The sequence below is a fragment of the Pseudonocardia parietis genome (assembly GCF_017876315.1).
Lineage (GTDB): Bacteria > Actinomycetota > Actinomycetes > Mycobacteriales > Pseudonocardiaceae > Pseudonocardia > Pseudonocardia parietis.
Genome location: NZ_JAGINU010000001.1, coordinates 3,007,312 through 3,033,591, shown reverse-complemented (window position 1 = coordinate 3,033,591; position 26,280 = coordinate 3,007,312). Strand labels below are relative to the sequence as shown.

The window sequence follows — 26,280 nt, the reverse complement described above, 5'->3', positions numbered from 1 at the left end:
GGGAGGGATCAGCCGAAGCTGTCCCCACACGCGCAGGAGCCGCCCGCGTTCGGGTTGTCGATCGTGAAGCCCTGCTTCTCGATGGTGTCGACGAAGTCGATGCTGGCGCCCTGCAGGTACGGGGCGCTCATCCTGTCCACGCCGACCTTCAGGCCGTGGTACTCGCGGAACAGGTCACCGTCCAGCGAGCGGTCGTCGAAGAACAGCTGGTAGCGCAGGCCTGCGCAGCCACCGGGCTGCACGGCGATGCGAAGGTGCATGTCGTCACGGCCCTCCTGCTCCAGCAGGGTTCGTGCCTTGACGGCCGCGGTCTCGGTGAGTTCCACGCCATGGGTCTCGGTCGTGGTGCCGGTGGCGTTCTCGACGGTCATGACTCTCCCAACAACGTGCGTGGACCGCCTCATTCCCGGCGGCGTCGTACTCCTTGTCCATACTACGACGCCCGTTGCCGCGGCGAGCCCCGGTCGGCGAGCGGAGGCGTGGCTCGTGTCACCGGTCGGCTTCGCCACATGGACCCGCGCGGCTCATCTGCTCCAGCGCGGCGCGACGTGGGCGGCCAGGTCCGCAAGGGTTCCCGCGGGATCGGCCATCGAGGCCTCCAGGCCGAACTCGTCGGCGACACCGTGCGCGGAGTCGACGCCCGCCGCGGCGGCCTCCCGGCGCCCCACGTCGACCTGTCCGGCCAGCACCACGCACGGGATCCCGCGCTCGGCCGCGCCCCGGGCGACCGCCGTGATCAGCTTCCCGCGCAGCGACTGCCAGTCGAAGCTGCCCTCCCCGGTCACCGCGAGGCCGCCGTCCGCGGCCGCGGCGTCCAGCTCGGCATCCAGCCCGACGAGCTCGCGGACCAGCCCGGCGCCGGACTCGACCCGGGCGCCGAGAGCGAGCAGTGCGGCGCCGAGACCACCGGCGGCACCTGCCGCGGCGTCGTCCCGGACGTCCCGGCCGGCGAGCGGCTCCAGCACCCCGGCGAACACGGCCAGCGCGGCGTCCAGCTCGGTCACGGTCGCGTCGTCGGCGCCCTTCTGCGGCCCGAACACCGCCGCGGCCCCGTGCCGGCCGAGCAGCGGGTTGTCGACGTCGGACGCCGCCACGAGCTCGATCCCGGCCAGCGCCGGTGCGCCGTCGAACCGGTCGCAGAGCGCGAGTGCCGCGCCGCCGGGCGGCAGCGGGAGGCCGTCGACGTCGACCGGCGTCGCGCCCAGGGCGGCGAGCATCCCGGCGCCGCCGTCGGTGGTGGCGGAACCGCCGAGCCCGACGACGAGCCGGCGCACCCCGGCGGACCGGGCGTGGGCCATCAGCTCGCCGACGCCGTACGTGGTCGCGGTCCGCGCCACCCCGGGGACCCGGTCCTCCCGCGCCACGTGGTGCAGCCCGCAGGCCGACGCGCACTCCAGGTAACCGGTGTCGCCGACCTGCAGCCACGAGCCGGTCACCGGGTCGCCGAGCGGGCCGGTCACCTCGAGCGTGTGCACCGTCCCGCCGAGCGCGGTGTGCAGGACCTCCGCGAACCCGGTGCCACCGTCGGCGAGCGGCACGATCCGGACGTCGTCGCCGGGTGCGGCGCGCCGCCAGCCCTCGGCGATCGCCGTCGCGGCCTCGCCTGCACTGAGCGTTCCGCCGAAGGAGTCAGGGGCGACCACGATCCGCATGCGGAGCAGGCTAGCCCCGGCCCGTATTGTGAGAGGTGTGAGGTTCCTGCGCCGTTCCGAGAGTCCCGATCAGGCTGGGCAGACAACGGTCGATTCCTCGGCGGCCACGGACGCGACGAGTACGGAGGACGAGGGCACGGACGGTCGTCCGCGCGCCCACACCACCCCCGGCAAGGGCCGGGCGACGCCGAAGCGCCGTGACGCCGAGGGCAAGCGCCGTGGTCCCGCGCCGCCCCCGCCGCGCACCCAGCGCGAGGCATCGAAGCTGGCCAAGGCCAACCGGCCCTCCAAGGAGGATCGCCGGGCGAAGTCGCTCGATCGCCGCCGCCGGATGGACGCCGGCGACGACCGGGTGCTGCTGCCCCGCGACCGCGGCAAGGTGCGCGCCCACGTCCGCGACATCGTCGACTCGCGGCCGCACGTCATCGGGCTGTTCCTGCCGCTGGCCGCGCTGGTGCTGGTCGCGGCGCTGGTCCAGAACCCGATGATCCAGCAGTACGTCACGCTGTTCACGTTCCTCATGCTGGCCGTGATGGTCGTCGAGGGCACGCTGCTCGGCGTCCAGGTGCTGCGCAAGGCCCGCGCCAAGTTCCCGGACGAGCAGATCAAGGGCCTGCCGACGGGCTGGTACGCGTTCTCCCGGGCCACCCAGCCGCGACGGATGCGGGTGCCCAAGCCCCGGGTGAAGCGCGGCGCCACCGTCTGAACCACTCCGCCCGGGTCCGCAGCGGCCCGGGCGGACGTGTGTCCGGACCGGCCCGCCCGCGCCGGGTGCCTCCGGAGCGCCGGAGCGCGTGCGCCACGATGTGCGGCGTGAACGCAACGCTCGTCATCGGTGGCACCCGGTCCGGCAAGTCCCGGTACGCCGAGCGGCTGTTCGGCGAGGCCACGGCGGTCCGCTACCTGGCGACCGCCCGGCGGATCAGCGGTGACACCGAGTGGGACGCCCGGATCGCCGCGCACACCGCCCGGCGCCCGTCGTCGTGGACGACCGAGGAGATCGGCTCCGGCCCGGCCCTGGCCGCGGCGCTCGCGTCCGGTGGCCCGGTGCTGGTCGACGATCTCGCGACCTGGCTGACCGGGGTGCTGGACGACGCCGGCGCGTGGGAGCGGACCGGCGACCTGCCCGAGGTGGACGACGCCGTGGCCGGTCTGGTCGAGGCCGTCGCCGCGGCCCCGGGCCCCGTCGTGCTGGTGTCGGCGGAGACCGGGCTCGGCGTGGTGCCCGAGTCGCGCTCCGGACGGCTGTTCCGCGACCGGCTCGGTGAGCTGAACGCCGCGCTGGCCGCGGTGTGCCCGGAGACCGTGCTTGTCGTGGCGGGCCGGGCGTTGCGGCTGCCGTCCGCGGACCCGGTCGGCGCCACGTCGGCCGCGGGCCTTCCGGTGGCGGGCCTTCCGGCGGCGGACGCAGCGGAGTCGAATGCCGCGAGCTCCGGCGGCGACGTCCACGGCACCCCGGCCGGCGTCCCGGGCGCGGTCTCCCCCACCTCCACCGAGGCGCCCGTCCCCGCCACGGCCACCGGCTCGCACACCGACGACACCGCCGGACCGATCGTCCCGACCGCGGTCGGCCGCCCCGACCTGCGGAGCCGGCGGGAGGCGGTCGCGCTCGTCGACGGGCTCGCGATGCCGACCGGCGGCCTCGGCCGGCTGGGCGAGCTCGGGGTGTGGCTGGCGTCCTGCCAGGCCCAGTGCCCACCACGACCGCCGCTGGACGCCCGCGTGCTGCTCCTCGCCGCCGACCACGGGATCGCCGCGGCAGGCGTCTCCGCCTATCCGCCGGAGATCTCCGCGGTGCGGGCCACCGCCGCCGCTGCCGGACGGCTGCCGGTCACCGTCGCCGCGCGGGCGGCGGGCGCCGCGGTGCGCACCGTCGACGTCGGACTGACCGACGGCGCCGACGGTGTGGAGTCCGGCTACGTCGTGGCCCGCGGGACGGGCCGGATCGACCGCGAGGACGCGCTGACCCCGGAGGGTGCCGAGGCCGCCTGGCGGACCGGGCGCCTGCTGGCCGACGAGGAGATCGCCGCCGGCGCCGACGTGCTGGTCCCGGCGTCTCTCGCGGTCGGTGTGACGACCCCGGCCGCCACCCTGATCGCCGCGCTGACCGGGGCCGAGCCGGTCGCCGTCGTCGGGCGCGCGTCCGGGATCGACGACCGGGCCTGGATGCGCAAGGCGGTCGCGATCCGGGACGCGCTGCGCCGGGCCCGGCCGCACGTGCGCGACCCGCTCGCGCTGCTGCGCACCGTCGGTGGCACCGACCTCGTCGTCCTGGCCGGGTTCCTCGCCCGGGCCGCGGAGCGCAAGGTGCCCGCGGTGCTGGACGGCGTCGCCGTCGGTGCCGCGGCGTTGCTGGCCGAGGAGCTGGCGCCGGGCGCGAAGGAGTGGTGGCTGGCCGCACAGCCGTCCACCGAGCCCGCTGCCGGGCTGGTGCTCGAGCACCTGTCCCTCACCCCGCTGCTGGACCTGGCCGTCCGCACCGAGGACGGCACCGCGGGTGTCTCGGTCCTGCCGCTGCTCGTGTCCGCCGCCCGGCTGCTGGCCGAGACCGGAACCGCGGAGGGCACCGGGGTCGTGCCCGGCGGCGTGACGGCGGCGGCCGGCGCCGGACGGTGACCCGGCCCGGTCCGTTCGCCGGGCTCGCGCTGGCCGCGAGCTGGCTGACCGTGCTGCCGGTCCGCGTCCGCACCCTCCCCGACGGCGGGCTGCCGGACGGCGTGCCGGCCGCGGCGCTGCGGTGGGCACCGCTCGTCGGGCTCGGGCTCGGCGCGGCCGGGGGCGGGCTGCTGCTCGGACTCACCCTGCTCGGGGTGTCCCCGCTGGTCGCGGGGCTGCTCGTGGTGGGCGCCGGTGCGCTCGCGACCCGCGGCATGCACGTCGACGGGCTCGCCGACACCGCCGACGGGCTCGGCAGCTACGGCCCGCCGGAACGCGCCCTGCGGGTCATGGCGGACGGCGGTGCGGGGCCATTCGCCGTCGTCACGCTGCTGGTCGTGCTGGGCGGACGCGCCACGGCGCTGGCCCAGCTCGCCGCCGCTCCCCCGGCCGCGGTGCTCGCGGCGTGCGCGCTCGCCGCGGCGACGGGGCGGGCCGGGTTCTGCTGGGTCGCCCGCCGTGGGACACCCGCGGCACGGCCCGGCGGGCTGGGCGCCACGGTCGCGGGCTCGCAACCGGCCTGGGTGGCGCCGCTGTGGTGGATCGGGCTGGCCGGAGCGGGGGCGACGGCGCTGGTGGCGGCGGTGGGGTCCGTCGCCGGGATGCCCCGCCGCTACGCCGACCACCTGCCCGCATCACCGGGCTTCTCGTTGACGGACCCGCTCGCCGGTGTGGGGCTCGCCCTGGCCGTCGCCGGCGCCGTGCTGCTGGCCGCGCTGCTGGTCGTGGGCGTGGCCCGGCACACCCGGCGCCGGTTCGGCGGGATGAGCGGGGACGTGCTGGGCGCGGCCGCCGAGCTGAGCAGCACCGCGGTCCTCGTCGTCCTGGCCGCCGCCCTCACCGGCTGATCACGCGTTGTGGAGTGCAGCCGACGCGTCGCGTGCGCTGCACTCCCCAACGCGTGATCACTCGCGTTCGCCCGAGCGAACCGGCTGGGCCGACCGGCCTCGGTGGCGGGTCCGGCAGACGACCCTGGCGCGGTGCTGATCCGGAATCTCCTTCGCGCGCAGGACGGTGTCGTCTCCCGGGAGCAGGCGCTGCACAGCGGGCTGTCCCCCTCCATGATCCGGCGCCGCGTCGCCCGCGGTGAGTGGGAGGACGTCCACCCCGGCGTCCTGCACGACACGACGCACGCGCCCGGCGGTGACACCACGATCCGCGCGGCGTGGTTGTGGGTGGGCGAGGACGGGCTGGTCAGCGGGCCCGCTGCCGCGTCCTGGCTGGGAATGCCCGCACCGGTGCCCGACCTCGTCGAGATCACCGTGGCGAACTCGGTCCGGCGCCGCGCACCGTCGGGGATCCGCTTGCGGCGCCGAATGATCCCCGTGGAGGACCGGATGTGGCACCGCGGCGTGCTGGTCACCGCCCACGCGCTGACCGTCCTGGAGACGTGCGCGACGATCCCGGACGGCGCCGCCTTCCTCGATCGCGCCCTGCAGCGCCGGTGGACGACACCACGACGGCTGCACGCCGCCTACTGCCGCAACGCCGGCGCGCACGGGATGGCCGCCGCGCACACGCTGCTGGTCGCCGCCCTGGACCGGGCCGACTCGGCACTGGAGCGGCGGCTGCTCCGGCTGCTGCGTGCGGCGGGCCTGACCGGCTTCGTCCGCGGGCTCCCTCTCGGCGGCGGACGCGAGATCGACATTGCGTTCCCGGCCGAGCGGGTCGCGATCGAGCTCGACGGCTGGGCCTGGCACGTCGACCCGGCCCGCTTCGCCGCCGATCGGACCAAGGGCAACGACCTGGTCGCCGCCGGCTGGACCCTGCTGCGGTTCACCTGGCACGACGTGACCGAGGAACCGGACCTGACCATCGCCCGGATCCTCCGGGCCCTGGGCGAGTGATCACCCGTTGAGGAGTGCAGCGCACGGCACGCGTACGCCACACTCCTCAACGGATGATCACCGCCCCGGCACCTGCCAGACACCCCGCCACCAGCCGAGACGGGCATCGCCGGGCAAAGCCGACGAGCATCCGGCTCCCGGGCAAGCACGCGCACCGCGCGCCGAGCGGGACTGATCACCCGTTGAGGAGTGCAGCGCACGGCACACGTACGCCACACTCCACAACCGGTGATCACCACCCCGCGACGGCCTCGGACACACCTCCGTCGGCGCCCCACACCACCTCAGCCGCGATCCGAGTCGAGCAGCGACCGACCCCGAAGCGGCATCGGCCCGGGCCACCCCGCGCCGGGCGGGGGTGATCACCCGTTGAGGAGTGCAGCGCACGGCACGCGTACGCCACACTCCACAACCGGTGATCACCACCCTGACCGGGCGGTGGCCGGCTCAGACCGCGGCGGGGGCGGGGACGAGGGTGTGCATCCAGCCGTGCGGGTCCGGGGCGGCGCCGCGCTGGATCGCGGTCAGGGCCTCGCGCAGCTGCAGCGTGACCGGGCCCGGCTCCCCGTCGCCGACGGTCACCTCGCCGCCGGTGTGCTTCACGGTCCCGATCGGGGTGATCACCGCGGCGGTGCCGCAGCCGAACACCTCGGTCAGCACGCCGGAGGCGGCGCCGCCGAGCCACTCCTGCCCGGAGATGGGGCGCTCGACGACGTTGATGCCGAGGTCGCGCGCCACCGTGATCAGCGAGTCCCGGGTGATCCCGGCGAGCACCGAGTCCCGCAGCTCCGGGGTCGCGAGCTCCAGGCTGCCGTCGACGCCGCGGAAGACGAAGAACAGGTTGTTCGAGCCCATCTCGTCGATCCAGGTGCGCTCCTCGGCGTCGAGGTAGGCCACCTGGGCACAACCGTGCTGGGCGCCGACGGCCTGCGGCAGCAGCGAGGCGGCGTAGTTGCCGCCGCACTTGGCGGTGCCGGTGCCACCGCGGGCGGCGCGGGTGTACTCGGTCTCCAGCCAGACGTCCATCGGCTTCACCCCGCCCGCGAAGTACGGACCGGCCGGCGAGGCGATCACGGCGTAGACGTACTCCGCCGACGGCCGCACCCCGAGCCCGACCTCCGTCGCGATCATGAACGGGCGCAGGTAGAGCGAGTCCTCGCCACCGGCGGCGGGCACCCACTCCGAGTCCACCGCGAGCAGCGCGGACAGCGACTCGAGGAACAGGTCCTCCGGCAGCTCGGCCATCGCCATCCGGCGGGCGGACCCGGCGAAGCGGGCGGCGTTGGCCCCGGGCCGGAACGACGCGATGGAGCCGTCCGGCTGCCGGTAGGCCTTGAGCCCCTCGAAGATCTCCTGGCCGTAGTGCAGCACCATCGCCGACGGGTCGAGGGTGAACGGCCCGTACGGCACGACCTGCGGGTCGTGCCAGCCGGTGCCCTCGGTGTACCGGATGGTCACCATGTGGTCGGTCATGTGCCGGCCGAAGCCGGGGTCGGCCAGTACTTCGGCGCGCCGCTGCGGGGACGCCGGGGCGGTGTTGGGGGTCACGGTGAACTGCGGCGCGCTCATGGACCAGACGGTAGCTCTGCCGCACCGCACCCACACAGCCGGATTCGCCCTACGGACCCCTCAGCGCACCCGCGACGGCACCATCGGCGGCTTGACCACCTCGACCGGTAGCGCCCGGCCGCGGACGTCGATCACCAGGGTGTCGCCGATCGCGACCTTGGGGTCGGTGTCGATCAGCGCGAGCGCGACGCCGATCTTCAGGGTGGGCGAGAACGTGCCGGAGGTGACGGTCCCGACCGGGTTCCCGCCCTCGCCGTCGAGCACGGTCATGCCGGCCCGCGGTACCCCGCGGCCGGTCGCCTTCAACGCCCGCACCCGTCGTGCCGGTCCGGCCGCGCGCTCGGCGGTCAACGCCTCCCGGCCCCAGAACGCCGGCTTGTCCCAGCCGACCGCGAACGCGCTGTTCGCCTGCACCGGGCTGATCTGCTCGGACAGCTCGTGGCCGTGCAGCGGGTAGCCCATCTCGGTGCGCAGGGTGTCTCGCGCAGCCAGCCCGCAGGGGCCGCCGCCGACGGCGCGGACGGCCTCGAGCAGCGCGTCCCACATGGCGGGGGCGGCCTCGGCGTCGAGCACGACCTCGTAGCCGTGCTCACCGGTGTACCCGGTGCGGCAGACGCGCACGCCGCCGCCCTCGAGGTCGGTGAAGCCCATGTAGTCGAGCTCCGCGACGTGCGCACCGGCCTCCCCCAGCGCGGCGGCCAGTGCCTCGGCCGAGCGCGGCCCCTGCACGGCGAGCACCGCCAGCTCGCGGTTCCGGTCGGTGACGGTGACACCGTCGGGGGCGCCGTCCTGCAGCATCTCGATGATCCGGGTCGAGTTGGCGGCGTTCGGCACGAGCAGCAGGTCGTCGTCCGACACCCGGTAGATGATCATGTCGTCGAGCACGCCGCCGTCCGGGGTGCACGCCATCGTGTACTGCGCCCGCCCCGGGCCGATCCGGTCGAGGTCGTTGGTCAGGCAGGTGTTCACGTGCGCGGCGGCGCCCGGCCCGGTGATCGGGACGGTGCCGAGGTGGCTGACGTCGAACAGTCCGGCCGCCTCGCGCACCGACGTGTGCTCGGCGACGGTGCCTGCCGGGTAGGAGATCGGCATCGACCAGCCGCCGAACTCACCGAGGGTGGCCTCGAGGGCGAGGTGCCGATCGTGCAGCGGGCTGGGCAGAAGATCGTCGGTCACGCCCGCGACCCTACGTCCTCAGGCCGCCCGCTCCTCGGGGTCCGACGGGTCGGCCTCGGCGTCGTCGCCGGTCACCGCCGATCGTGCGTGCACCGTGCAGATCCCCCAGCCCGCGGCCAGGATCGCCACGGTCGCCGCCAGCGGCCACACCGGCAGTGCACCGGCGAGGACCAGGCAACCGGTCCCGCCCGCGCCGGCGACGAACGCGATCGAGGCCGGACGGCCGCGCAGCCGCAGGACGGCCACGTGCAGCAGGAGGTGGTGGACCAGCGCCGCACCGACCGCGACCGCGATCGCGACGACCGGGCCGACCGCCACGGTGACGACGATCGTCAGCCCGCCGAGCACGAGGTCGGCGACCCACGGCGTACCGCGGGCGCCGCCGCGGCCGAGGAACGCGGGCAGCTCGCCTGCGCGGGCCAGCCGGGCCGCTCCGTCGGCGGCCCGGGAGAGCGCACCGAGCAGGGCGGCGGCGGTCGCCGCGGCCGCCGCGATCCGGACGAGCACACCCACGGCGGGACTGCCGCCGGCGTCCATCAACGAGGCCAGCGGTGTCGCCGAGGTCGCCAGCAGTTCGACGCCCAGCCCGTGCAGCAGCGCGCCCGACAGCGCCAGCAGCAGCGCCGTCGTGATCAGGACGGCGATCGCCGGGGCCCGGCGGATCGCGCGCATCGGGTCGCGCAGGCGGCCACCGAACTCCGCGACCCGGGAGAGCCCGGTGAAGACGAAGAACACGAAGGCCGCCGCGGTGAGCACGCCGAGCGGACCGGGCTCGACGGCCGCCTGCAGGGTGCCGGTGACCGGGACGTCGGCCGTCGCGGCCCCGTCGGCGACGGCCGTCGAGGCGGTCGAGGGCATGGCCGTCGACGCCTCGGTTCCGTCCGGCGCGGCGGTCAGCAGCCCGACCCCCGCGACGACCACGAGCACCAGCAGCGTCCCGACGACCAGCCCGGTCGAGGCCCCCGGCGAGACACGGACGCCCGCGGCGTTCACCCCGATCACGGCGAGTACCGCGATCACCGCCACCGGGAGCGGCTGGAAGGGCAGGACGTAGACGCTGAACACGCCGGCCGCCGCGGCGGCCGCAGCCGTGCGCGAGACGAGCCGTGCGAGGGCGGCGAGGCGGAGCGCCGGGGCGGGCAGGTCCCCGTGGACGAGTTCCGGCCCGGCCGGCCGGGCCGTCGCCAGGTGCGCGGTCGAGGCGACCACGGCGAGTGCGAGGAGCCCGGCGAGGACGACACCGAGCGGGAACCACACCCCGGCGGACGCGGCGGCGGGGGCGAGCGCCGCGTACAGACCGGTACCGAACATCGCCGCGAGTGCGACGACGACCGCGGTCGCGGTCCGGATCCGGTGCGGGGGTGCGGGCACCCGGCCACCATCCCATCCGACCCTGTGCCGCGCGGCGCCGCGGGGGTGTCATTAGCATCTCGGTCCGGTCTCACCGGGCCGCTCCCCGCCCGCCCGGGCACACGCGGCACACTCGCTGGTCACCGTACGTACGGGCGCGATCCCGCGAGCCACCCGATCGAGACCGCCCGTGCCCGTCCGGACCCTGAGTCCGATCCGTGACCGAGGAGTTCTCCGTGCCGACCGAACCGACCATCCCGGACACCGCCGCGCTGACCGGCCCGCCCACGACCACCGAGGCCGACGCGCTGGTCGTCGGCCTGCACCCGGCCGAGTCCGAGGGCGGTTCCGCCGCGCCACTGCTCGCGCCCGGCGCCGCGGAGGTCGACGCGGCCTTCGGCGGCGAGCTGGCCGAGCTGCTGCGGGTCGTCGGCGCGACCGGCAAGATCGAGCAGGTCGTGTCGCTCCCGACCCGCGGGGCGCTGGCGGCGCCCCGGCTGGTGGCCGTCGGCCTGGGCAAGGCCACCGACGGCGCGGAGGGCGCCGAGCTGGTCCGGCGGGCCGCGGGTGCCGCGTCCCGCGCGCTGGCCGGGACGTCGTCGGCGATCAGCACGCTGTCTGCGGTCGATCCGGAGGCAGCGGTCCTCGGGGCGCTGCTCGGCGGCTACCGCTTCGACGTGCACCGTTCGAGCTCCGAGGACGCCGCCGCGCCGGTCGCGTCCTGGACGTTCACCGGCACGGACGACGACGGCGTCCGCCGCGCGACGCTGGTCGCCGAGGCCGTGGCGACCGCGCGGAACCTCGTGAACACCGCGCCGAACGTGCTGGTCCCGGAGACGTTCGCGGCCCGGGCCGTGGCGCTCGGCGAGCAGGCCGGACTGGTCACCGAGGTGCTCGACGACGACCGGCTGCGGGAGAACGGCTACGGCGGCATCACCGGCGTCGGCCAGGGGTCGACGAACAAGCCCCGCCTGGTCCGGCTGACCTGGAACGGCGGCACAGCCCCGGCGAAGCGGGTCGCGCTGGTCGGCAAGGGCATCACCTTCGACACCGGCGGCATCTCGCTGAAGCCGAACGCGGGCATGGCCGACATGACCTCGGACATGGGCGGCGCCGCGGCCGTCGTCGCCGCCGTGGTGCTCGCCGCGAAGCTGGAGCTGCCGGTCGCCGTGACCGCGACGGTGCCGATGGCGGAGAACATGCCGTCGTCGACCGCGTACAAGCCCGGCGACGTGCTGACCATGTACGGCGGCCGGACCGTCGAGGTGCTCAACACCGATGCCGAGGGCAGGCTGATCCTGGCCGACGCGATCGTCCGGGCCGGCGAGGACGCCCCCGACTACCTGGTCGAGACCTCCACGCTCACCGGCGCCCAGCAGGTCGCGCTGGGTCTGCGCACCGCCGGGGTGATGGGCTCGGACGAGCTGCGGGACCGGGTGGCCGGCCACGGCGTCGCGACCGGTGAGGACGCCTGGGCGATGCCGCTGCCGGAGTACCTGCGCTCCGACCTGGACTCCCGGGTCGCCGACATCGCGAACGTCAGCGGGCAGCGGTTCGCCGGGATGCTGCTGGCCGGGACGTTCCTGAAGGAGTTCGTACCGGACGGGCTGCCGTGGGCGCACATCGACATCGCCGGGCCCTCCTACAACACCGGCGGGGCCCGCGGCTACACGACCAAGGGCGGCACCGGCACGCCGGTGCGGACGCTGGTCGCGTTCCTGGAGGACGTGGCCGCGAACGGCTGAGCACCGCCCGGGGCTACCGGTCGGTAACCCCGGGCGGCATACTGCCGCCATGATCGGACGACGTCGCCGGGCGGGCCGGCACGAGATCACCGCGCACGCACCCCGCTCCGCCGTGGTCACGGGCGCCGCCCGCGGCATCGGCGAGGCCATCGCCACCGAACTCGTCGGACGCGGCTACCGGGTGCTCGTCACCGATCTCGACGCGGCCGCCGCGCGCGCCACCGCCGACCGGATCGGCGCGGCGGGCGGTCTCGCGTACGACGTCACCGACCCGGCCGCCGCGCAGGAGGTCGTCCGGGAGGCCCGGGCGATCGCCCCGCTCGGTGCCTGGGTGTCCAATGCCGGCGTCGGGTTCGACGGGGCGCTCACCGAGCTGTCCGAGGCGCACGCCCGCGCCCTGGTCGAGGTCAACCTGCTGGGGCCGATGTGGGGGGCGCGGGCCGCGGTCGCCGCATTCCGCGAGCAGGCCGCCACCGGCGTCGCACACGGCGGCGAGATCGGCGTGACGGTGTCGCTCTCGGCGCTCGGCCCGGTGCCCGGGCTGTCGGTGTACGCGGCGTCGAAGGCGGGTGCGCTGTCGCTGGTGTCCGGGCTCGCGTCCGAGGTGCGCAGAGAAGGCATCCGGGTGCACGCGGTCTGCCCGGACGGGGTGAACACCGAGCTGCTGCGCGGGATGAAGCCCGGCGGACAGGGCCAGGCGCTGGTGCGGTCCGGCACCCTGGTCACCACCGAGCAGGTCGCGGCCGGCCTGGTGGAGATGTTCGGCAGGAGCCGCGTCTACCGCACGCTCCCGGCCTGGCGCGGTGCGATGCTGCGGCTCACCGCGCTGCTCCCGGGCCCGATGCTGCGGCTGGAACCGGCGATGCGGGCGGTCGGGGCCCGCAAGGCACGGTCCCTGCGGCGCTGAGGGGCGCTACCGGTCCTTCTCCCGCAGCTGGCGCAGCATCTCCTCCTGCTTCGCCCGCTTGCGCAGCGCGCGGCCGCGGGCGTCGTACTCCCGCATCCGGTTCGGGTATCCCACGAGCTGGACGTCGTAGATCGGGATCCGCAGCGAGCGGGCGAACTTCTTCGCGCGGTTCGGGCTCCCCATCCGCCGCCGCGTCCACTCGCCGTCGTGCGCGACGAACACGACCGTCGTCTCGGTGACCGTCGTCCGCGGCTCGACGAAGGCCTCCACCCCGATCCGCGCCGCCGTCCATTCCCGCAGGTAGGACTCCGCGTCCGGCGCCTTGGCGCCCCCGGAGGCACGGCGGGGACGGAACCTGTCCATCAGGCCCATGCTCGTCATCCTCTCGTCCGCTCGTGCGGTGCCCGTACCGCCACCCGCGGCGAGACGCACACACCTGATCTCCTTCCCCAACGCGCGAGGACCGTGATCTGCTCCCGACACCCGCATGGCGTGCCGGGCGGGTAATGACAAGATGGGGCCGCCGGAGCGCGTTGTCACGCACGGCAGGCGGACGCGCCGGGCGTGACCGGAAGGAGCTGATCGGTGTCCGAAGCGGGCCCACGGGAAGCGGACCCCGCCGACCTGGTGATCCTGGGTGGCGGGTCCGGCGGCTACGCCTGCGCGCTGCGCGCCGCCGAGCTCGGGCTCTCGGTGGTGCTGGTCGAGAAGGACAAGCTCGGCGGGACGTGCCTGCACCGCGGCTGCATCCCGACCAAGGCGCTGCTGCACGCCGCCGAGATCGCCGACCACGCCCGGGACGGCGCGAAGGTCGGTATCCGGTCCACATTCGACGGCGTCGACATGGCCGGCGTGAACACCTACAAGGACGGCGTCGTCGGACGCCTGTACAAGGGGCTGCAGGGCCTGGTCGCCTCCCGCGGGATCACCGTGGTCGAGGGCGCGGGTGTCCTGGAGGGCCCGGGTGTCGTGCGGGTCGGTGACGACCGCTACGCCGGCAGGCACGTCGTCCTGGCCACCGGTTCCTACGCCCGCTCGCTGCCCGGCCTCGATCTCGACGACCGCATCGTCACCTCGGACGCGGCGATCTCGCTCGACGAGGTGCCGAGGCGGGTCGTCGTGCTGGGCGGTGGCGTGATCGGCGTCGAGTTCGCCAGCGTGTGGCGCTCGTTCGGCGCGGAGGTCACCCTCGTCGAGGCGTTGCCCCGGCTGGTCCCGAACGAGGACGAGTTCTGCTCCACCCAGCTCGCCCGCGCCTTCCGCCGCCGCCGGATCACCACCCGGACCGGGGTGCGCTTCGCGAAGGCCACCCGGCACGGTGATGCGGTCACCGTGTCGCTGGAGTCCGGCGAGGAGATCGAGGCGGACCTGCTGCTGGTCGCGGTCGGCCGCGGCCCCAACACCACCGGCCACGGCTTCGCCGAGGCCGGCGTCCCGATGGCCGAGGGATTCGTCACCGTCGACGATCGGCTGCGCACCGGCCTGGACGGCGTGTACGCCGTCGGGGACGTCACCCCCGGCCTGCAGCTGGCGCACCGGGGCTTCGCACACGGGATCTTCGTCGCCGAGGACGTCGCCGGGCTCGACCCGGCGCCGGTCACCGACGACGGCATCCCCCGCGTGACCTACTGCGATCCGGAGATCGCCTCGGTCGGGCTGACCGAGGACGCCGCCCGCGACCGGTACGACGAGGTGCACACGCTCACCTACGACCTGGCCGGCAACGGGAAGTCCCAGATCCTGCAGACCGCGGGTGCGATCAAGCTCGTCCAGGCGGGACCGGCCGGAGGCGACGGCCCCGTGGTGGGCGTGCACATGGTCGGCTCCCGGGTCGGCGAGCTCGTCGGGGAAGCGCAACTGGTCTACAACTGGGAGGCTCTTCCCGCCGACGTCGCCCCACTGATCCACGCCCACCCCACGCAGAGCGAGGCCCTCGGAGAGGCCCACCTCGCCCTGGCCGGGAAACCGCTGCACACCCACGGCTGATCCCGGCCCCACGAACCGAACACCCACGCGGAACAAGAGGAGCTCCACCCGACATGGCCGTCACCGTTGAGATGCCCGCTCTGGGCGAGAGTGTCACCGAGGGCACCGTCACCCGTTGGCTCAAGTCCGAGGGCGACACCGTCGAGGTCGACGAGCCGTTGCTCGAGGTCTCCACCGACAAGGTCGACACCGAGATCCCGTCGCCGGCGGCCGGTGTGCTGAAGCGCATCATCGCGGGCGAGGACGACACCGTCGAGGTCGGCGGCGAGCTCGCCGTGATCGGCGACGCGGACGAGGCCGACTCCTCCGGCGGTGACTCGGGCGGCTCCGAGCAGGCCGCCGAGGAGGCCGAGCCGGAGCCCGAGGCCGAGCCGGAGTCCCAGCCGGAACCCGAGCCCGAGCAGGAGGAGGCCCCGGCGCCGTCGCAGTCCTCGGGCGGCTCCTCCGGTGGCGGTTCCGGGAGCTCGGTGACGATGCCCGAGCTCGGCGAGTCCGTCACCGAGGGCACCGTGACCCGCTGGCTCAAGCAGGTCGGCGACTCGGTCGAGGTCGACGAGCCGCTGCTCGAGGTCTCCACCGACAAGGTCGACACCGAGATCCCGTCGCCGGTCGCGGGCACCGTGCTCGAGCACACCGTCGGTGAGGACGAGACCGTCGAGGTCGGCGCGCAGCTCGCCGTGGTCGGCGACAGCTCCGCCGCGCCGGCGCAGGAGAACCAGCCGGCGCAGGAGGAGAAGCCTGCGCCGAAGGCCGAGCCGAAGCAGGAGGCCCCGAAGCAGGAGGCCCCCGAGCCCGAGGCGCCGAAGTCCGAGGCTCCCAAGTCCGAGCCGAAGCCGGACGCGAAGCCCGAGCACCCGAAGGCGCAGGCGCCGAAGGAGGAGGCGGCCGAGCCCGCCGGCTCCACCGACACCCAGGGCGCCTCCGCCGGTGCCTCGAACGGCTCCGGCGAGAAGCCCTACGTGACCCCGCTGGTCCGCAAGCTGGCCCAGGAGCACGGCGTCGACCTGGGCTCGGTCACCGGTTCCGGGGTCGGCGGCCGGATCCGCAAGCAGGACGTGCTGGCCGCGGCGGAGCAGAAGGCCGCGCCGGCCCCGTCCGCCCCGGCTGCCGAGGCACCGGCCGCGTCCGGTGGCGCGCCGAAGCAGCCGCAGGCCGTCCCGACCCGTGCGGGTGACGCGCCCGAGCCGGGCACGACGGTCAAGCTGCCGCGCCTGCGCCAGGTCATCGCCCAGCGCATGTCCGAGTCGCTGTCGATCTCTGCCCAGCTGACGACGGTCCAGGAGATCGACCTCACCCGCATCGTCAAGCTGCGCAGCCGGGTCAAGGAGGACTTCAAGCGCCGCGAGGGTGCGAACCTCACGTTCCTGGCGTTCATCGTCAAGGCGACCGTCGAGGCGCTCAAGGCGTTCCCGTCGGTCAACGCCTCGATCTCCGCGGACGCCAAGCAGGTCACCTACCACGGTGCCGTGCACATGGGGATCGCCGTCGACACCCCGCGTGGCCTGCTCGTCCCGGTGATCAAGGACGCCGACGACCTGTCGCTGGCCGGGATCGCCAAGAAGATCGCCGACGTCGCGTCGCGCACCCGGGACGCGAAGATCGGCCCGGACGAGCTGTCCGGTGGCACGTTCACGATCACGAACATCGGGTCCGCGGGTGCCCTGTTCGACACGCCGATCCTCAACCAGCCGCAGGTCGGCATCCTGGGCACCGGCGCGATCGTGAAGGAGCCGAAGGTCATCACCGGCCCGGAGGGCGACGACGTCATCGCCGTCCGCTCGGTGTGCTTCCTGCCGCTGACCTACGACCACCGCCTGGTCGACGGTGCGGACGCCGGCCGGTTCCTGTCGGCGATCCGGGCCCGTCTGGAGGAGGGCGCGTTCGAGGCCGAGCTCGGCCTGTAACCCCCTCCCACGCAGCACGGTCGCGGCCCGTCCCGGTACCCACCGGGGCGGGCCGCTCCCCGTCACCCGCCCGGCTGCCACGGTGATCACCGTCGCGGCCGGTCCGGGTCGCGCACCAGCACCGAACCGGGAATGATCGCCGCCGTGCGTGTCGTCGTGGCCGGTTCGTCCGGACTGATCGGAACAGCCCTGGTCGCCCATCTACGGGGCGCGGGGCACGAGGTGCTGCGCCTGGTGCGACGGCCCCCGGCCGCCCCCGACGAACGCGGCTGGGACCCGCCGGCGGGCACGCTGCAGGACGGCACGCTGGACGGCGTCGACGCCGTCGTGAACCTGAACGGGGCCGGCCTCGCCGACCGGCCGTGGAGCGGGGCACGCAAACAGCTGATCCGGGACTCGCGCAACGTCCCGACCGACGTCCTGGCCACCGCCGTGGCGCGGCACAAGGTGCCGGTCCTGGTCAGCGGCTCGGCGGTCGGCTACTACGGCGACACCGACGGCCACGTGACCGACGAGTCGGCGCCGTCGGGCAGCGGGTTCCTCGCCGACGTCTGCCGGGACTGGGAGGCGGCCACCGCGCCCGCCGCCGACGCCGGCGCCCGGGTCGTGCTGGTCCGCACCGGCCTGGTGCTCTCCCCGTCCGGCGGGTTGCTCGCGATGATGCGCCCGCTGTTCAGGAGCTTCCTCGGGGGCCGGATCGGGAAAGGCACCCAGTACCTGGCCTGGGTGTCGCTGGACGACCAGGTGTCCGCGCTGCGGTTCGCCGTCGAGACCGAGGCCCTGTCCGGCCCGGCGAACGTCACCGGGCCGGTGCCGGTCACCAACGCCGAGTTCACCACGGAGCTGGGCAAGGCCGTCGGGCGCCCGACCCCGTTCGTCGTGCCCGGGCCGGTGGTGGCGGGCGTGCTCGGCGATATGGGCCGGGAGACGCTGCTCAGCGGGCAGCGGGCGGTCCCGAAGGCGCTGCTCGACGCCGGGTTCCGGTTCCGCCACCACACGGTCGGCGACGCGCTGTCGGCCGCGGTCGGCACGTGAGCGAGCTCGCGAGCTCACCATCCAGCACAGCAGTACCGCGAACGCGGCCGACGAGCGCCAGCGAGGAGGACTCGTGAGTACCCCGGACGTCCTGGTCGTCGGCGCGGGCCTCGCGGGGCTGCGCGCGGCGACCGTGCTGCACCACCACGGGCTGGCGGTCCGCGTGCTGGAGGCGTCCGACCGGGTCGGCGGCCGGATGGCCACCGACGTGATCGACGGGTTCCGCTGCGACCGGGGCTTCCAGGTCCTCAACTCGTCCTACCCCGCGCTGCGGGCCGCGCTCGCCCCGCACGGGTTCGACTCGCTCGGCGCCCGCGCGTTCGAACCGGGCGCGGCGATCCGGGCGGGCGACGGCGAGCTGCACCGCTTCGTCAACCCGCTGCGCCGGCCCTCCTCGGCCGTCGGGACCGCGACCGACGACCTGTTCGGCCCGATCGACAAGGCCCGGCTCGTGGCCTGGACGGCGGCGGTGCTCGCGTCCCCGCCGGCGCGGACCGCGACCCTGGTCGGCCGCTCCGGTGCCGACGACCTGGACGCGGCAGGCCTGGGTGGCGCGGTCACCGACCGGTTCCTGCGGCCGTTCCTGTCCGGGGTGCTGGGCGAGACGGCCCTCGACACGTCGGCGGCGTTCGTCCGGCTGGTGTGGCGCAGCTTCGCGCTCGGCCGGATCCTGGTCCCGGACGACGGCATGGAGGCCCTCCCCCGCCGGCTGGCCGCGGCGCTCCCGGACGGGACGGTCTCGCTCGGGGTGCGGGTGCACGCCGTGCACGGCGGCCCGGCGCCGTCGGTGGACACCGACGAGGGGGCGCTGTCCGCCCGCGCCGTGCTCGTCGCGGCCGACCCGCGCACCGCCGCGGCCCTGCTGCCCGGCGTGGCCGAGCCCCGGATGAACGCGCTCACGACGTTCTTCCACGTGCCGCCGCTGCCACCCTGCGCGGAACCGCTGCTGCACCTCGACGGCACCGGTGGCCCGGTGGCGAGCACGACGGTCCTGACCGCCGCCGCTCCCGGCTACTCGGCCGACGGGCGCCCGCTGGTCGCCTCCTCGATCGTCGGGACGCCCGCGGGTAGCGGTATCGACGAGCCCGCCGTGCGCCGCGAGCTCGCCCGCATCTGGGGCGTGCCCACCGACGACTGGGCGCACCTGCACACCGCGCAGATCGACGAGGCGCTGCCGCTGCTCGAAGCCGGGCGCCCGGTGCAGCGCGACGTCGAGCTGGGCCGGAACCTGTTCGTCGCGGGCGACCATCGGGACACCCCGTCGACGCAGGGCGCGCTGGTGTCCGGGCGCCGCGCGGCGCAGGCGGTGCTCGCGCGCCTGGGCGTGCGGACCTGACCGGATCCCGGTCCGCGGGGCCGGGAGTAACCTCGGCGCCATGCCCGCCCCGCACCTGAGCTGCCGTGCCGGAACCGACCCCGTCCGCGTGGACCAGCTGGGGCGCGTCGAGTACCTCGCCGCGTGGGACACCCAGCGCGCGCACGCCACGGCCCGCAAGGAGGGCTCCGGACCGGACGTCCTGATGCTGCTGGAGCACCCGCCCGTCTACACCGCGGGCCGGCGCACCCGGCCCGAGGACCGGCCGGTCGACGGCACCCCGGTGATCGACGTCGACCGCGGTGGCCGGATCACCTGGCACGGGCCGGGGCAGCTGGTCGGGTACCCGATCGTGGCACTGGGCGAGCCGATGGACGTCGTCGACTACGTGCGGCGCCTGGAGGAGGCCCTGATCCGGGTCTGTCACGAGCTCGGGCTGGAGAAGGCCGGGCGGATCGAGGGCCGCTCCGGGGTCTGGCTGCCCGCTGAAGGTTTCACCCCCGAGCGCAAGATCGCCGCGATCGGCGTGCGCATCCAGGGCGGGATCACCCAGCACGGCTTCGCGATCAACTGCAACGCCGACATGGGCGACTTCGGCAAGATCGTGCCGTGCGGGATCGCCGACGCCGGTGTCAGCACGCTCACCACCGAGCTCGGCCGCGAGATCACGATCGACGAGATCTCCGATGCCGTCACCGTCGCCGTGCTCGACGCGCTCGACGGGCGGCTGCCGGTCACCGAGCACCGGGTGGCCCGGATGGTCGATCTGATGTCCGGGCTGGGCTGATCGCACGTTCTTCCGTAGTTCCGTAGTATCCTTCCTGTGACCGCTGACGCCGACCGCCGTCTGTCCGACCTGGAGCACCGGGTCGTCGCACTCGAACAGCGGATCGGCGAGCGGGACGTCGGAGGCCGCGGGACGGGGGGTGCCGCGGCCTCCGGGGCCGGGACCGTCCGCTACTCGGGCGAGGTCGCCCTGCACGGCGAGATCGCCTGGACCGTCGAGTACGACGTCGCCGCGACCCTGGCCCTGGACGACGAGCCCCGCACCGCCGTACTCGCCGCGCTCGGCCACCCCGTGCGGGTCCGGATCGTCCGCGGCCTGCTGCACGGCCCGCGCGGCACGGCCGAGCTCACCGAGGTCGCGGAGCTGGCCTCGACCGGGCAGCTCTACCACCACCTCAAGGCACTGACCCACGCCGGACTCGTCGAGCAGGACGGCCGCGGCAGCTACCGGATCGCGCCGCGCGCCGTCGTGCCCGCGCTGGTCCTGCTCACGGCCGCCGCCGACATCGGGGGGCAGCTGGGGACCGGCTGATCAGCTGATCTCGGGCACGACCAGCGAGGCGAAGTCCTCCAGGTGGTCCAGGTCGGACAGGTCGAGGATCTGCAGGTAGACCCGCGTGGTGCCGGTCCGCTCGGCCCAGGTGCCGAGCCGGTCGACGATCTCGCCGGGGGTCCCGGCGAGGCAGTTCTCGCGGACCTCGGCCACGTCGCGGCCCACCGCGTCGGCCCGGCGGGCGACCTCGGCGTCGTCGCGGCCCAGGCAGAGCATCTGGGCCACCGAGTACGTCAGCTCCGCCGGGTCGCGGCCGGCCGCGCGGCAGGCGTCGCGGACCCGGCCGAACTGCTCGGCAGTGGCGTCGGGCGCCTGGAACGGGACGTTGAACTCGGCGGCGAACCGGACCGCCAGCGCGGGCGTCTTCGCCCGTCCCATCCCGCCGACGATCACCGGCGGGGCGTCCTGCACGGGGCGCGGCAGGGCCGGCGAGTCGACGACCGTGTAGTGCTCCCCGCGGTGGGTGAACCGCTCGCCGGGCCGGGTCGCCCACATCCCGGTGAGGATCTCCAGCTGCTCGGTGAGGATCTCGAAACGCTGCCGCAGCGGCGGGAACGGGATGCCGTAGGCGGTGTGCTCGGCCTCGAACCAGCCGGTGCCGAGGCCGAGCTCGACCCGGCCGCCGGACATCTCGTCGGCCTGCGCGACGGCGACGGCGAGCGGTCCGGGCAGCCGGAACGTCGCGCTGGTGACGAGTGTGCCCAGCCGGATCCGCTCGGTCTCGCGGCCCAGCGCGGCCAGCGTCATCCAGGCGTCGGTCGGCCCGGGCAGGCCGTCGCCGTCGCCCATCGCGACCCAGTGGTCGGAGCGGAAGAACGCGTCGTACCCCGCGTCCTGGGTGGTGCGCGCCACCCGCAGGAGATCGGAGTAGGTCGCGCCCTGCTGAGGTTCGGTGAAGATCCGGAAGTCCACGCCGCAGCACGCTAGCGGCCCGCTACCGTCGCGCCGTGCACCCGCTCCCCGATCTCACCGGCCGTACCGTGCTCGTCACCGGGACGACGTCCGGGCTCGGCGCCGCCCTCTCCGCCGCGTTCGCCGGAGCCGGGGCCCGGGTGCTGATGACGGCGCGCGACACCGCCCGCGGGCAGGCCGCCGCGGAACGGGCGGGCGGCGAGCTCGTGCTGCTCGATCTCGCCGACCTGGCGTCGGTGCGGACCGCCGCCGCGGAGGTCCGGGACCGCACCGGCGACCGGCTCGACATCCTGGTCAACAACGCGGGCGTCGCGATGGGGCCGCGGGCCGCGACCGCGGACGGCTTCGAGCTGCAGATCGGGACGAACCACCTCGGTCCGGCGGCCCTGACCTGGCTGGTGATGCCGGCCCTGCGCGCGGCCGGGGACCACGAGCAGCCCTCCCGGGTGGTGACGACCTCCAGCCTGGGCCACGCCATGGGCCGGCTCGACCCCACCGACCTGTACCGGACCCGCCGCCGCTACTCCCCCAACGGTGCGTACGGGGCGTCGAAGCTGGCGAACCTGTTGTTCACCGCCGAGCTCGACCGGCGGCTGCGCCTCGCGGGCGACCCGGTGCTGTCGGTGGCCGCGCACCCGGGGATGACCGAGTCGTCGCTGCTCGCGAACTCGTTCCGGCGCGGCGGCCGCGGCGCGTGGAAGGGCCGGATCTACTCGCTGCCGGACCGGTGGCTCGTCCAGCCCGTCGAGGACGGCACCGCGCCGCAGCTCGCCGCCGCCACCGGGCCGGTGCACGGTGGCGACTACCTGGGCCCCTCCGGGCCCGGTGAGCTGCGCGGACCGGCCGGGCCGGCGCGCCGGTCGGCCGCCGCCCAGGACCCGGTACTCGCCGGACGACTGTGGCGGGCCACCGCTGCGGCGACCGGCGTCACACCGGACCCCGGGCGTAGGGTGAACGCGTGACCGTCGCACCCGAAGGCCGCAAACTGCTCCGTCTCGAGGTCCGTAACAGCGAGACCCCGATCGAGCGCAAGCCGTCCTGGATCCGCACCCGCGCCCGGACCGGCCCGCAGTACACCGAGCTCAAGAGCCTCGTCCGCTCGGGCGGGCTCAACACGGTGTGCGAGGAGGCCGGTTGCCCCAACATCTACGAGTGCTGGGAGGACCGGGAGGCGACGTTCCTGATCGGTGGTGAGCAGTGCACGCGGCGCTGTGACTTCTGCCAGATCGACACCGGCCGTCCCACCGACCTCGACGTCGACGAGCCCCGCCGGGTCGCCGAGTCGGTGCGCCAGATGGGGCTGCGCTACTCCACCGTCACCGGTGTCGCCCGCGACGACCTCGACGACGGCGGCTCCTGGCTCTACGCCGAGACCGTCCGCAAGATCCACGAGATGAACCCGGGCACCGGCGTCGAACTGCTGATCCCGGACTTCAACTCCCGCGACGACCAGCTCGGCCCGGTGTTCGACACCCGGCCCGAGGTGCTCGCGCACAACGTGGAGACCGTCCCCCGGATCTTCAAGCGGATCCGGCCCGCGTTCCGCTACGAGCGCTCGCTCGAGGTCATCACCAAGGCCCGCGCCGACGGCCTGGTGACCAAGTCGAACCTGATCCTGGGCATGGGCGAGACCCCGGACGAGGTCACCGAGGCGCTGCGCGACCTGCACGAGGCCGGCTGCGAGATCATCACGATCACCCAGTACCTGCGCCCGACCAAGCGCCACCACCCCGTCGAGCGGTGGGTGAAGCCCGAGGAGTTCGTCGAGCACTCCAAGGCCGCCGAGGAGATCGGGTTCGCCGGTGTCATGGCCGGCCCGCTGGTGCGTTCGTCGTACCGGGCCGGGCGGCTCTACGCCCAGACCGTCGCGCACCGCGGCCAGGAACTGCACCCCGACCTGGCACACCTGGTCGACTCCGGCCCGGCCACGCAGGAGGCCAGTTCCCTGCTCGCGCGCAGCTGAGACACCTGCTCGCACCATTGATCACCGCCCAGAAGTAGGCTGGACGCATGCCCGGCAAGCCCCGCAAGCCCACGCCCGAAGAGAAGAAGGCGCTCAAGGCCCAGAAGAAGGCCGCGTCGAAGCAGCGTCGCCAGCAGATCTGGCAGGCGTTCCAGATGCAGCGCAAGGAGGACAAGAAACTCCTCCCGATCATGATCGGCGTCTTCGTCGGTTCGATCGCGCTGCTCACCCTCGTCGGCTGGCTGTTCGGGCTCACCTGGTTCTTCGTCCCGTTCGGCGTGGCCATCGGCGGGCTGGCGGCGTTCAGCATCTTCGGCCGCCGGGTGCAGAAGTCGATCTACGTGAAGGCCGAGGGACAGCCGGGCGCCGGAGGCTGGGCGCTGGACAACATGCGCGGGCAGTGGCGGATCACCCAGGGCATCGCGGGTAACACGCACCTCGACGCCGTGCACCGGGTCATCGGGCGGCCCGGGATCATCTTCGTCGCCGAGGGCGCCCCGCACCGGGTGAAGACCCTGCTCGCGCAGGAGAAGAAGCGCACCGCGCGGGTCGCCGGCAACACCCCGATCTACGACGTGGTCGTCGGGAACGAGGAGGGGCAGGTCCCGCTCAGGGGCCTGCAGCGCCACCTGATGAAGCTGCCCCGCAACATCTCCGCCGCGGAGATGGACTCGCTGGAGGGCAAGCTCAACGCGCTGGGCAACCGCACCGCGGCGATGCCGAAGGGCCCCATGCCCCAGGGCGCCAAGATGCGGAGCGTCCAGCGCGCGGTCCGCCGCCGCTGAGCGCTTTCCCGGCTCGGTTCACGAGCTCCAGCCCTGCCGCAGGTCCTCCACGATCCGGGGACGGTCCAGCGTGCTCGGCGGGAGCTCCTGCGGCCGCCGGTCCCGGGGGAAGACCGCGGCGGCGCGCAGCACCGCCTCGTCGAGGTAGCGCATCGCGGGTGCCTGCGCCGAGAGGCCGGGGACCGGGGGCGACGGACCCACCCGGGCGAGTGCGAAACCCCAGTCCCCGAAGCTCGGCACGTGCACGTGGTACGGGGTGACGGCCCACCCGGCCGACCGGATCGTCGAGACCGTGCGCCAGTACGCCGCGGGCGTCGAGTACGGGCTGCCCGCCTGCACCACCACCAGCCCGCCCGGGTTGGTCGCGGCGCGCACCAGGCCGTAGAACTCGGTGGAGTAGAGACGCCCCAGCGCCGGGGTGTCCGGGTCCGGCAGGTCCACGATCACGGCGTCGAAGCCGGCCGGTTCCGGGGCCGCGCCGACCGCCCGCTCCCGGAGCCAGCGGAACGCGTCGTCGACCACGACCTGCATCCGGGGGTCGTTCAGGGCGTCGCCGTTCAGCCCGGCGAGCCGGGTCCGGCCCAGTTCGAGCACCGCCGGGTCCAGCTCCACCTGCACCACCTCGCGCACCGACGGGTGCCGCAGCACCTCGCGCGCGGCCAGCCCGTCCCCGCCACCCACGACGAGAACCCGCCCAGGGTCCTGCGACAGCGCCGGATGGACCAGCGCCTCGTGGTAGCGGTGCTCGTCCTCGCTGGAGAACTGCAGGTCCCCGTCGAGGTACAGGCGCGTGTCCCCGTCGCGTTCGGTGAGCACGACCTCCTGGTAGGCGGTGCGCTCCGCGACGACCACGGGATCGGCGTAGAGCCGCTGCCGCGCGTTCACCTCGACGTCGGCCGCGGTGGCGATCAACCCGCCGAGCAGCGAGGCGGCCACGAGCAGGGCCACGGTCGCCCCCCACCGGGCCCGTCGGCTCATCGCCCGGCGCAGCAGGAACGCGGCGAGCACCGCGGCGGCGACCAGGTTGACCACGCCGATCAGCGCCGCGCCGCGGATCTGGCCGGCCAGCGGCAGCAGCAGGAACGGCCACGCGAGCCCGCCGAGCAACGCCCCCGCGTAGTCCGCGGCGTTCAGGTTGGCCAGCACCCGCCCGGTTCCCGTCGCGTCGGTGCCGGACCGGCCGGACTGCAGCAACGTCATCAGCAGCGGGACCTCGGCGCCGACCAGCGCGCCGAGCACCGCGGTCGCGATGATCAGGACCGCGGTGTCCGTGCCGTAGTAGGAGAACGTCACGTACAGGGCCACCGCGGACAGCCCGCCGAGCAGCCCGAGCAGGATCTCGACCGCCACGAACACCGTGGCCGCGTGCGCCAGCAGCGGCTTGACCAGCAGGGCACCCGCGCCCAGCGCCGCGACGTAGCCCGCGACGATCAGTGACGTCTGGGTGATCCCGCCCCCGGTCAGCCCGGTCGACAGCGTCAGCAGCACCAGTTCGTAGGTCAGCCCGCAGGCGGCGCACGCGGCGACGGCGGCGAGCAGCAGTGCGCGCCCACGGCGGCGGAGCACGGGCGGCACCTGCTGCTCGGTCGGCTCGGCCGTCATGGCGTCAGCCTCCTTCCGGCACGGACCGGCCCACCGGTCCTCAGGACAGGGCGGCCGCGTTCACCGCACCGATCGCCACCAGGCTGGCGCCGACCGCCCACGCCGCGCCGTTCAACCGCGGCTCGTTGACCAGGTTCCGCAGGTGGCCGGGCACGAACACGTCGAGCAGCCGGAGCGCGACGGCCTGGAGCACCACGCCCAGCAGCCCGTACACCGCCGAGTCGACCAGGCCCTGGGCGAGCGAGTCGGCGCTGGTCAGGATCGCCGTGACGACGATGATCGCCAGGGCGAGGTGGTTGGCCCCCAGCAGGACCGCGGCGTTCGGGTTCCGGTCGGTGTAGACCTGGGTCCGCAGATCCCCCGGGGTGATCAGGTCGAGCGCCAGGAAGCCCAGACCGAGCACGGCGAAACCGATCACGAAGTACAGCAGGGTGGCGATCACCCCCTGCCCGAGCAGGTCACCCGAGACCGGTCCGAACTCCACTGCCAGATTCGTCGTGTTCACCAGTCACTCCTGCGGGTCGCCGGTCCGGCGAGA

At 74.6% G+C, this 26,280-nt stretch carries 24 protein-coding genes; 15 read left to right on the top strand and 9 right to left on the bottom strand.

Going from position 1 to position 26,280, the window contains the following annotated elements; genetic code table 11:
• Positions 1 to 8 precede the first annotated feature (8 nt).
• Both JOF36_RS14360 and JOF36_RS14355 read right to left on the bottom strand, forming a co-directional pair.
• Positions 9 to 371 (bottom strand): HesB/IscA family protein, encoded by a 363-nt coding sequence (locus JOF36_RS14360; RefSeq protein WP_210027321.1) that lies wholly within the window; start codon positions 369 to 371, stop codon positions 9 to 11.
• Positions 372 to 524: 153 nt separating this feature from the next.
• Positions 525 to 1,652, bottom strand: a complete 1,128-nt coding sequence (locus tag JOF36_RS14355; protein ID WP_210027320.1) for a glycerate kinase family protein — start codon at positions 1,650 to 1,652, stop codon at positions 525 to 527.
• Between the two features lie 37 nt (positions 1,653 to 1,689).
• On the opposite strand from JOF36_RS14355, the gene JOF36_RS14350 reads away from it, so the two are divergent.
• From JOF36_RS14350 to JOF36_RS14330, 4 genes are all read left to right on the top strand, one after another.
• The gene (locus JOF36_RS14350) at positions 1,690 to 2,358 is read left to right on the top strand and encodes a DUF3043 domain-containing protein (protein ID WP_210027318.1); all 669 of its coding nucleotides are present in this window, start codon (positions 1,690 to 1,692) and stop codon (positions 2,356 to 2,358) included.
• Positions 2,359 to 2,465: 107 nt separating this feature from the next.
• Entirely contained in the window at positions 2,466 to 4,268 is a 1,803-nt protein-coding gene (locus JOF36_RS14340; RefSeq protein WP_307862375.1) for a bifunctional adenosylcobinamide kinase/adenosylcobinamide-phosphate guanylyltransferase, read from the top strand.
• Positions 4,265 to 5,155 carry an adenosylcobinamide-GDP ribazoletransferase gene (locus tag JOF36_RS14335; protein WP_210027316.1) on the top strand — a complete coding sequence of 297 codons (891 nt, stop codon included), beginning with the start codon at positions 4,265 to 4,267 and terminating at the stop codon, positions 5,153 to 5,155. Before JOF36_RS14340 ends, JOF36_RS14335 begins: the two co-directional genes overlap by 4 nt.
• A 132-nt stretch (positions 5,156 to 5,287) precedes the next feature.
• Positions 5,288 to 6,154, top strand: a complete 867-nt coding sequence (locus JOF36_RS14330) for a type IV toxin-antitoxin system AbiEi family antitoxin domain-containing protein (RefSeq protein WP_210027314.1) — start codon at positions 5,288 to 5,290, stop codon at positions 6,152 to 6,154.
• Positions 6,155 to 6,601: 447 nt separating this feature from the next.
• On the opposite strand, the gene JOF36_RS14325 is transcribed toward JOF36_RS14330, so the two are convergent.
• From JOF36_RS14325 to JOF36_RS14315, 3 genes are read right to left on the bottom strand one after another with little or no spacing between them, the layout of a single operon-like run.
• Positions 6,602 to 7,723, bottom strand: coding sequence for a branched-chain amino acid aminotransferase (locus JOF36_RS14325; protein ID WP_210027313.1), 1,122 nt, complete (start codon positions 7,721 to 7,723; stop codon positions 6,602 to 6,604).
• Between the two features lie 60 nt (positions 7,724 to 7,783).
• Positions 7,784 to 8,899: a glycine cleavage system aminomethyltransferase GcvT gene (gene gcvT, locus JOF36_RS14320; protein WP_210027312.1), complete on the bottom strand. Its 1,116-nt coding sequence runs from the start codon at positions 8,897 to 8,899 to the stop codon at positions 7,784 to 7,786.
• Positions 8,900 to 8,917: 18 nt separating this feature from the next.
• On the bottom strand, positions 8,918 to 10,270 hold the full coding sequence (locus tag JOF36_RS14315; RefSeq protein ID WP_210027311.1) for an APC family permease: 1,353 nt from the start codon (positions 10,268 to 10,270) through the stop codon (positions 8,918 to 8,920).
• A 215-nt stretch (positions 10,271 to 10,485) separates the two neighbouring features.
• Between JOF36_RS14315 and JOF36_RS14310 the strand changes: the two genes are divergently transcribed.
• Together JOF36_RS14310 and JOF36_RS14305 are read left to right on the top strand one after the other, a co-directional pair.
• Positions 10,486 to 11,994 carry a leucyl aminopeptidase gene (locus JOF36_RS14310; RefSeq protein ID WP_307862374.1) on the top strand — a complete coding sequence of 503 codons (1,509 nt, stop codon included), beginning with the start codon at positions 10,486 to 10,488 and terminating at the stop codon, positions 11,992 to 11,994.
• Positions 11,995 to 12,043: 49 nt separating this feature from the next.
• Positions 12,044 to 12,901, top strand: coding sequence for an SDR family NAD(P)-dependent oxidoreductase (locus tag JOF36_RS14305; protein ID WP_210027310.1), 858 nt, complete (start codon positions 12,044 to 12,046; stop codon positions 12,899 to 12,901).
• Between the two features lie 6 nt (positions 12,902 to 12,907).
• Here the strand turns inward: JOF36_RS14305 and JOF36_RS14300 are convergent, their stop codons facing one another.
• The gene (locus tag JOF36_RS14300; protein WP_210035612.1) at positions 12,908 to 13,273 is read right to left on the bottom strand and encodes an oxidoreductase; all 366 of its coding nucleotides are present in this window, start codon (positions 13,271 to 13,273) and stop codon (positions 12,908 to 12,910) included.
• Between the two features lie 213 nt (positions 13,274 to 13,486).
• Between JOF36_RS14300 and lpdA the strand changes: the two genes are divergently transcribed.
• From lpdA to JOF36_RS14270, 6 genes are all read left to right on the top strand, one after another.
• Positions 13,487 to 14,887 carry a dihydrolipoyl dehydrogenase gene (lpdA, locus tag JOF36_RS14295; RefSeq protein WP_210027309.1) on the top strand — a complete coding sequence of 467 codons (1,401 nt, stop codon included), beginning with the start codon at positions 13,487 to 13,489 and terminating at the stop codon, positions 14,885 to 14,887.
• A gap of 53 nt (positions 14,888 to 14,940) precedes the next feature.
• Positions 14,941 to 16,791 (top strand): 2-oxoglutarate dehydrogenase, E2 component, dihydrolipoamide succinyltransferase, encoded by a 1,851-nt coding sequence (gene sucB, locus JOF36_RS14290; RefSeq protein ID WP_210027307.1) that lies wholly within the window; start codon positions 14,941 to 14,943, stop codon positions 16,789 to 16,791.
• Between the two features lie 144 nt (positions 16,792 to 16,935).
• Entirely contained in the window at positions 16,936 to 17,826 is an 891-nt protein-coding gene (locus tag JOF36_RS14285) for a TIGR01777 family oxidoreductase (protein WP_210027306.1), read from the top strand.
• Positions 17,827 to 17,899: 73 nt separating this feature from the next.
• Entirely contained in the window at positions 17,900 to 19,162 is a 1,263-nt protein-coding gene (locus JOF36_RS14280; protein ID WP_210027305.1) for a protoporphyrinogen/coproporphyrinogen oxidase, read from the top strand.
• A gap of 40 nt (positions 19,163 to 19,202) precedes the next feature.
• Positions 19,203 to 19,928: a lipoyl(octanoyl) transferase LipB gene (gene lipB, locus JOF36_RS14275; protein ID WP_210027304.1), complete on the top strand. Its 726-nt coding sequence runs from the start codon at positions 19,203 to 19,205 to the stop codon at positions 19,926 to 19,928.
• Between the two features lie 36 nt (positions 19,929 to 19,964).
• Positions 19,965 to 20,459, top strand: coding sequence for an ArsR/SmtB family transcription factor (locus JOF36_RS14270; RefSeq protein WP_210027303.1), 495 nt, complete (start codon positions 19,965 to 19,967; stop codon positions 20,457 to 20,459).
• Here the strand turns inward: JOF36_RS14270 and JOF36_RS14265 are convergent, their stop codons facing one another.
• Entirely contained in the window at positions 20,460 to 21,392 is a 933-nt protein-coding gene (locus JOF36_RS14265; protein ID WP_210027302.1) for an LLM class F420-dependent oxidoreductase, read from the bottom strand.
• Between the two features lie 35 nt (positions 21,393 to 21,427).
• Between JOF36_RS14265 and JOF36_RS14260 the strand changes: the two genes are divergently transcribed.
• Genes JOF36_RS14260 through JOF36_RS14250 form a run of 3 tightly spaced genes read left to right on the top strand, consistent with a single transcriptional unit; the run spans position 21,428 to position 24,140 of the window.
• The gene (locus JOF36_RS14260) at positions 21,428 to 22,354 is read left to right on the top strand and encodes an SDR family NAD(P)-dependent oxidoreductase (RefSeq protein ID WP_210027301.1); all 927 of its coding nucleotides are present in this window, start codon (positions 21,428 to 21,430) and stop codon (positions 22,352 to 22,354) included.
• The gene (gene lipA, locus JOF36_RS14255; RefSeq protein WP_210027300.1) at positions 22,351 to 23,355 is read left to right on the top strand and encodes a lipoyl synthase; all 1,005 of its coding nucleotides are present in this window, start codon (positions 22,351 to 22,353) and stop codon (positions 23,353 to 23,355) included. The genes JOF36_RS14260 and lipA overlap by 4 nt, the downstream gene beginning before the upstream one ends.
• A 47-nt stretch (positions 23,356 to 23,402) precedes the next feature.
• Complete coding sequence (locus tag JOF36_RS14250) at positions 23,403 to 24,140, top strand: DUF4191 domain-containing protein (protein ID WP_210027299.1); 738 nt, start codon at positions 23,403 to 23,405, stop codon at positions 24,138 to 24,140.
• Positions 24,141 to 24,158: 18 nt separating this feature from the next.
• On the opposite strand, the gene JOF36_RS14245 is transcribed toward JOF36_RS14250, so the two are convergent.
• Together JOF36_RS14245 and JOF36_RS14240 are read right to left on the bottom strand one after the other, a co-directional pair.
• On the bottom strand, positions 24,159 to 25,742 hold the full coding sequence (locus JOF36_RS14245; RefSeq protein WP_245350827.1) for a polyamine aminopropyltransferase: 1,584 nt from the start codon (positions 25,740 to 25,742) through the stop codon (positions 24,159 to 24,161).
• Between the two features lie 40 nt (positions 25,743 to 25,782).
• Positions 25,783 to 26,247, bottom strand: coding sequence for a DUF350 domain-containing protein (locus tag JOF36_RS14240; protein WP_210027298.1), 465 nt, complete (start codon positions 26,245 to 26,247; stop codon positions 25,783 to 25,785).
• Positions 26,248 to 26,280 lie beyond the last annotated feature (33 nt).

Bases quoted from the DNA above. Each gene is read 5' to 3' on its own strand.
- JOF36_RS14360 (WP_210027321.1), bottom strand. From the start codon at position 371: ATGACCGTCGAGAACGCCACCGGCACCACGACCGAGACCCATGGCGTG.
- JOF36_RS14355 (WP_210027320.1), bottom strand. From the start codon at position 1,652: ATGCGGATCGTGGTCGCCCCTGACTCCTTCGGCGGAACGCTCAGTGCA.
- JOF36_RS14325 (WP_210027313.1), bottom strand. From the start codon at position 7,723: ATGAGCGCGCCGCAGTTCACCGTGACCCCCAACACCGCCCCGGCGTCC.
- JOF36_RS14305 (WP_210027310.1), top strand. From the start codon at position 12,044: ATGATCGGACGACGTCGCCGGGCGGGCCGGCACGAGATCACCGCGCAC.
- JOF36_RS14300 (WP_210035612.1), bottom strand. From the start codon at position 13,273: ATGGGCCTGATGGACAGGTTCCGTCCCCGCCGTGCCTCCGGGGGCGCC.
- sucB (WP_210027307.1), top strand. From the start codon at position 14,941: ATGGCCGTCACCGTTGAGATGCCCGCTCTGGGCGAGAGTGTCACCGAG.
- lipB (WP_210027304.1), top strand. From the start codon at position 19,203: ATGCCCGCCCCGCACCTGAGCTGCCGTGCCGGAACCGACCCCGTCCGC.
- JOF36_RS14250 (WP_210027299.1), top strand. From the start codon at position 23,403: ATGCCCGGCAAGCCCCGCAAGCCCACGCCCGAAGAGAAGAAGGCGCTC.
- JOF36_RS14245 (WP_245350827.1), bottom strand. From the start codon at position 25,742: ATGACGGCCGAGCCGACCGAGCAGCAGGTGCCGCCCGTGCTCCGCCGC.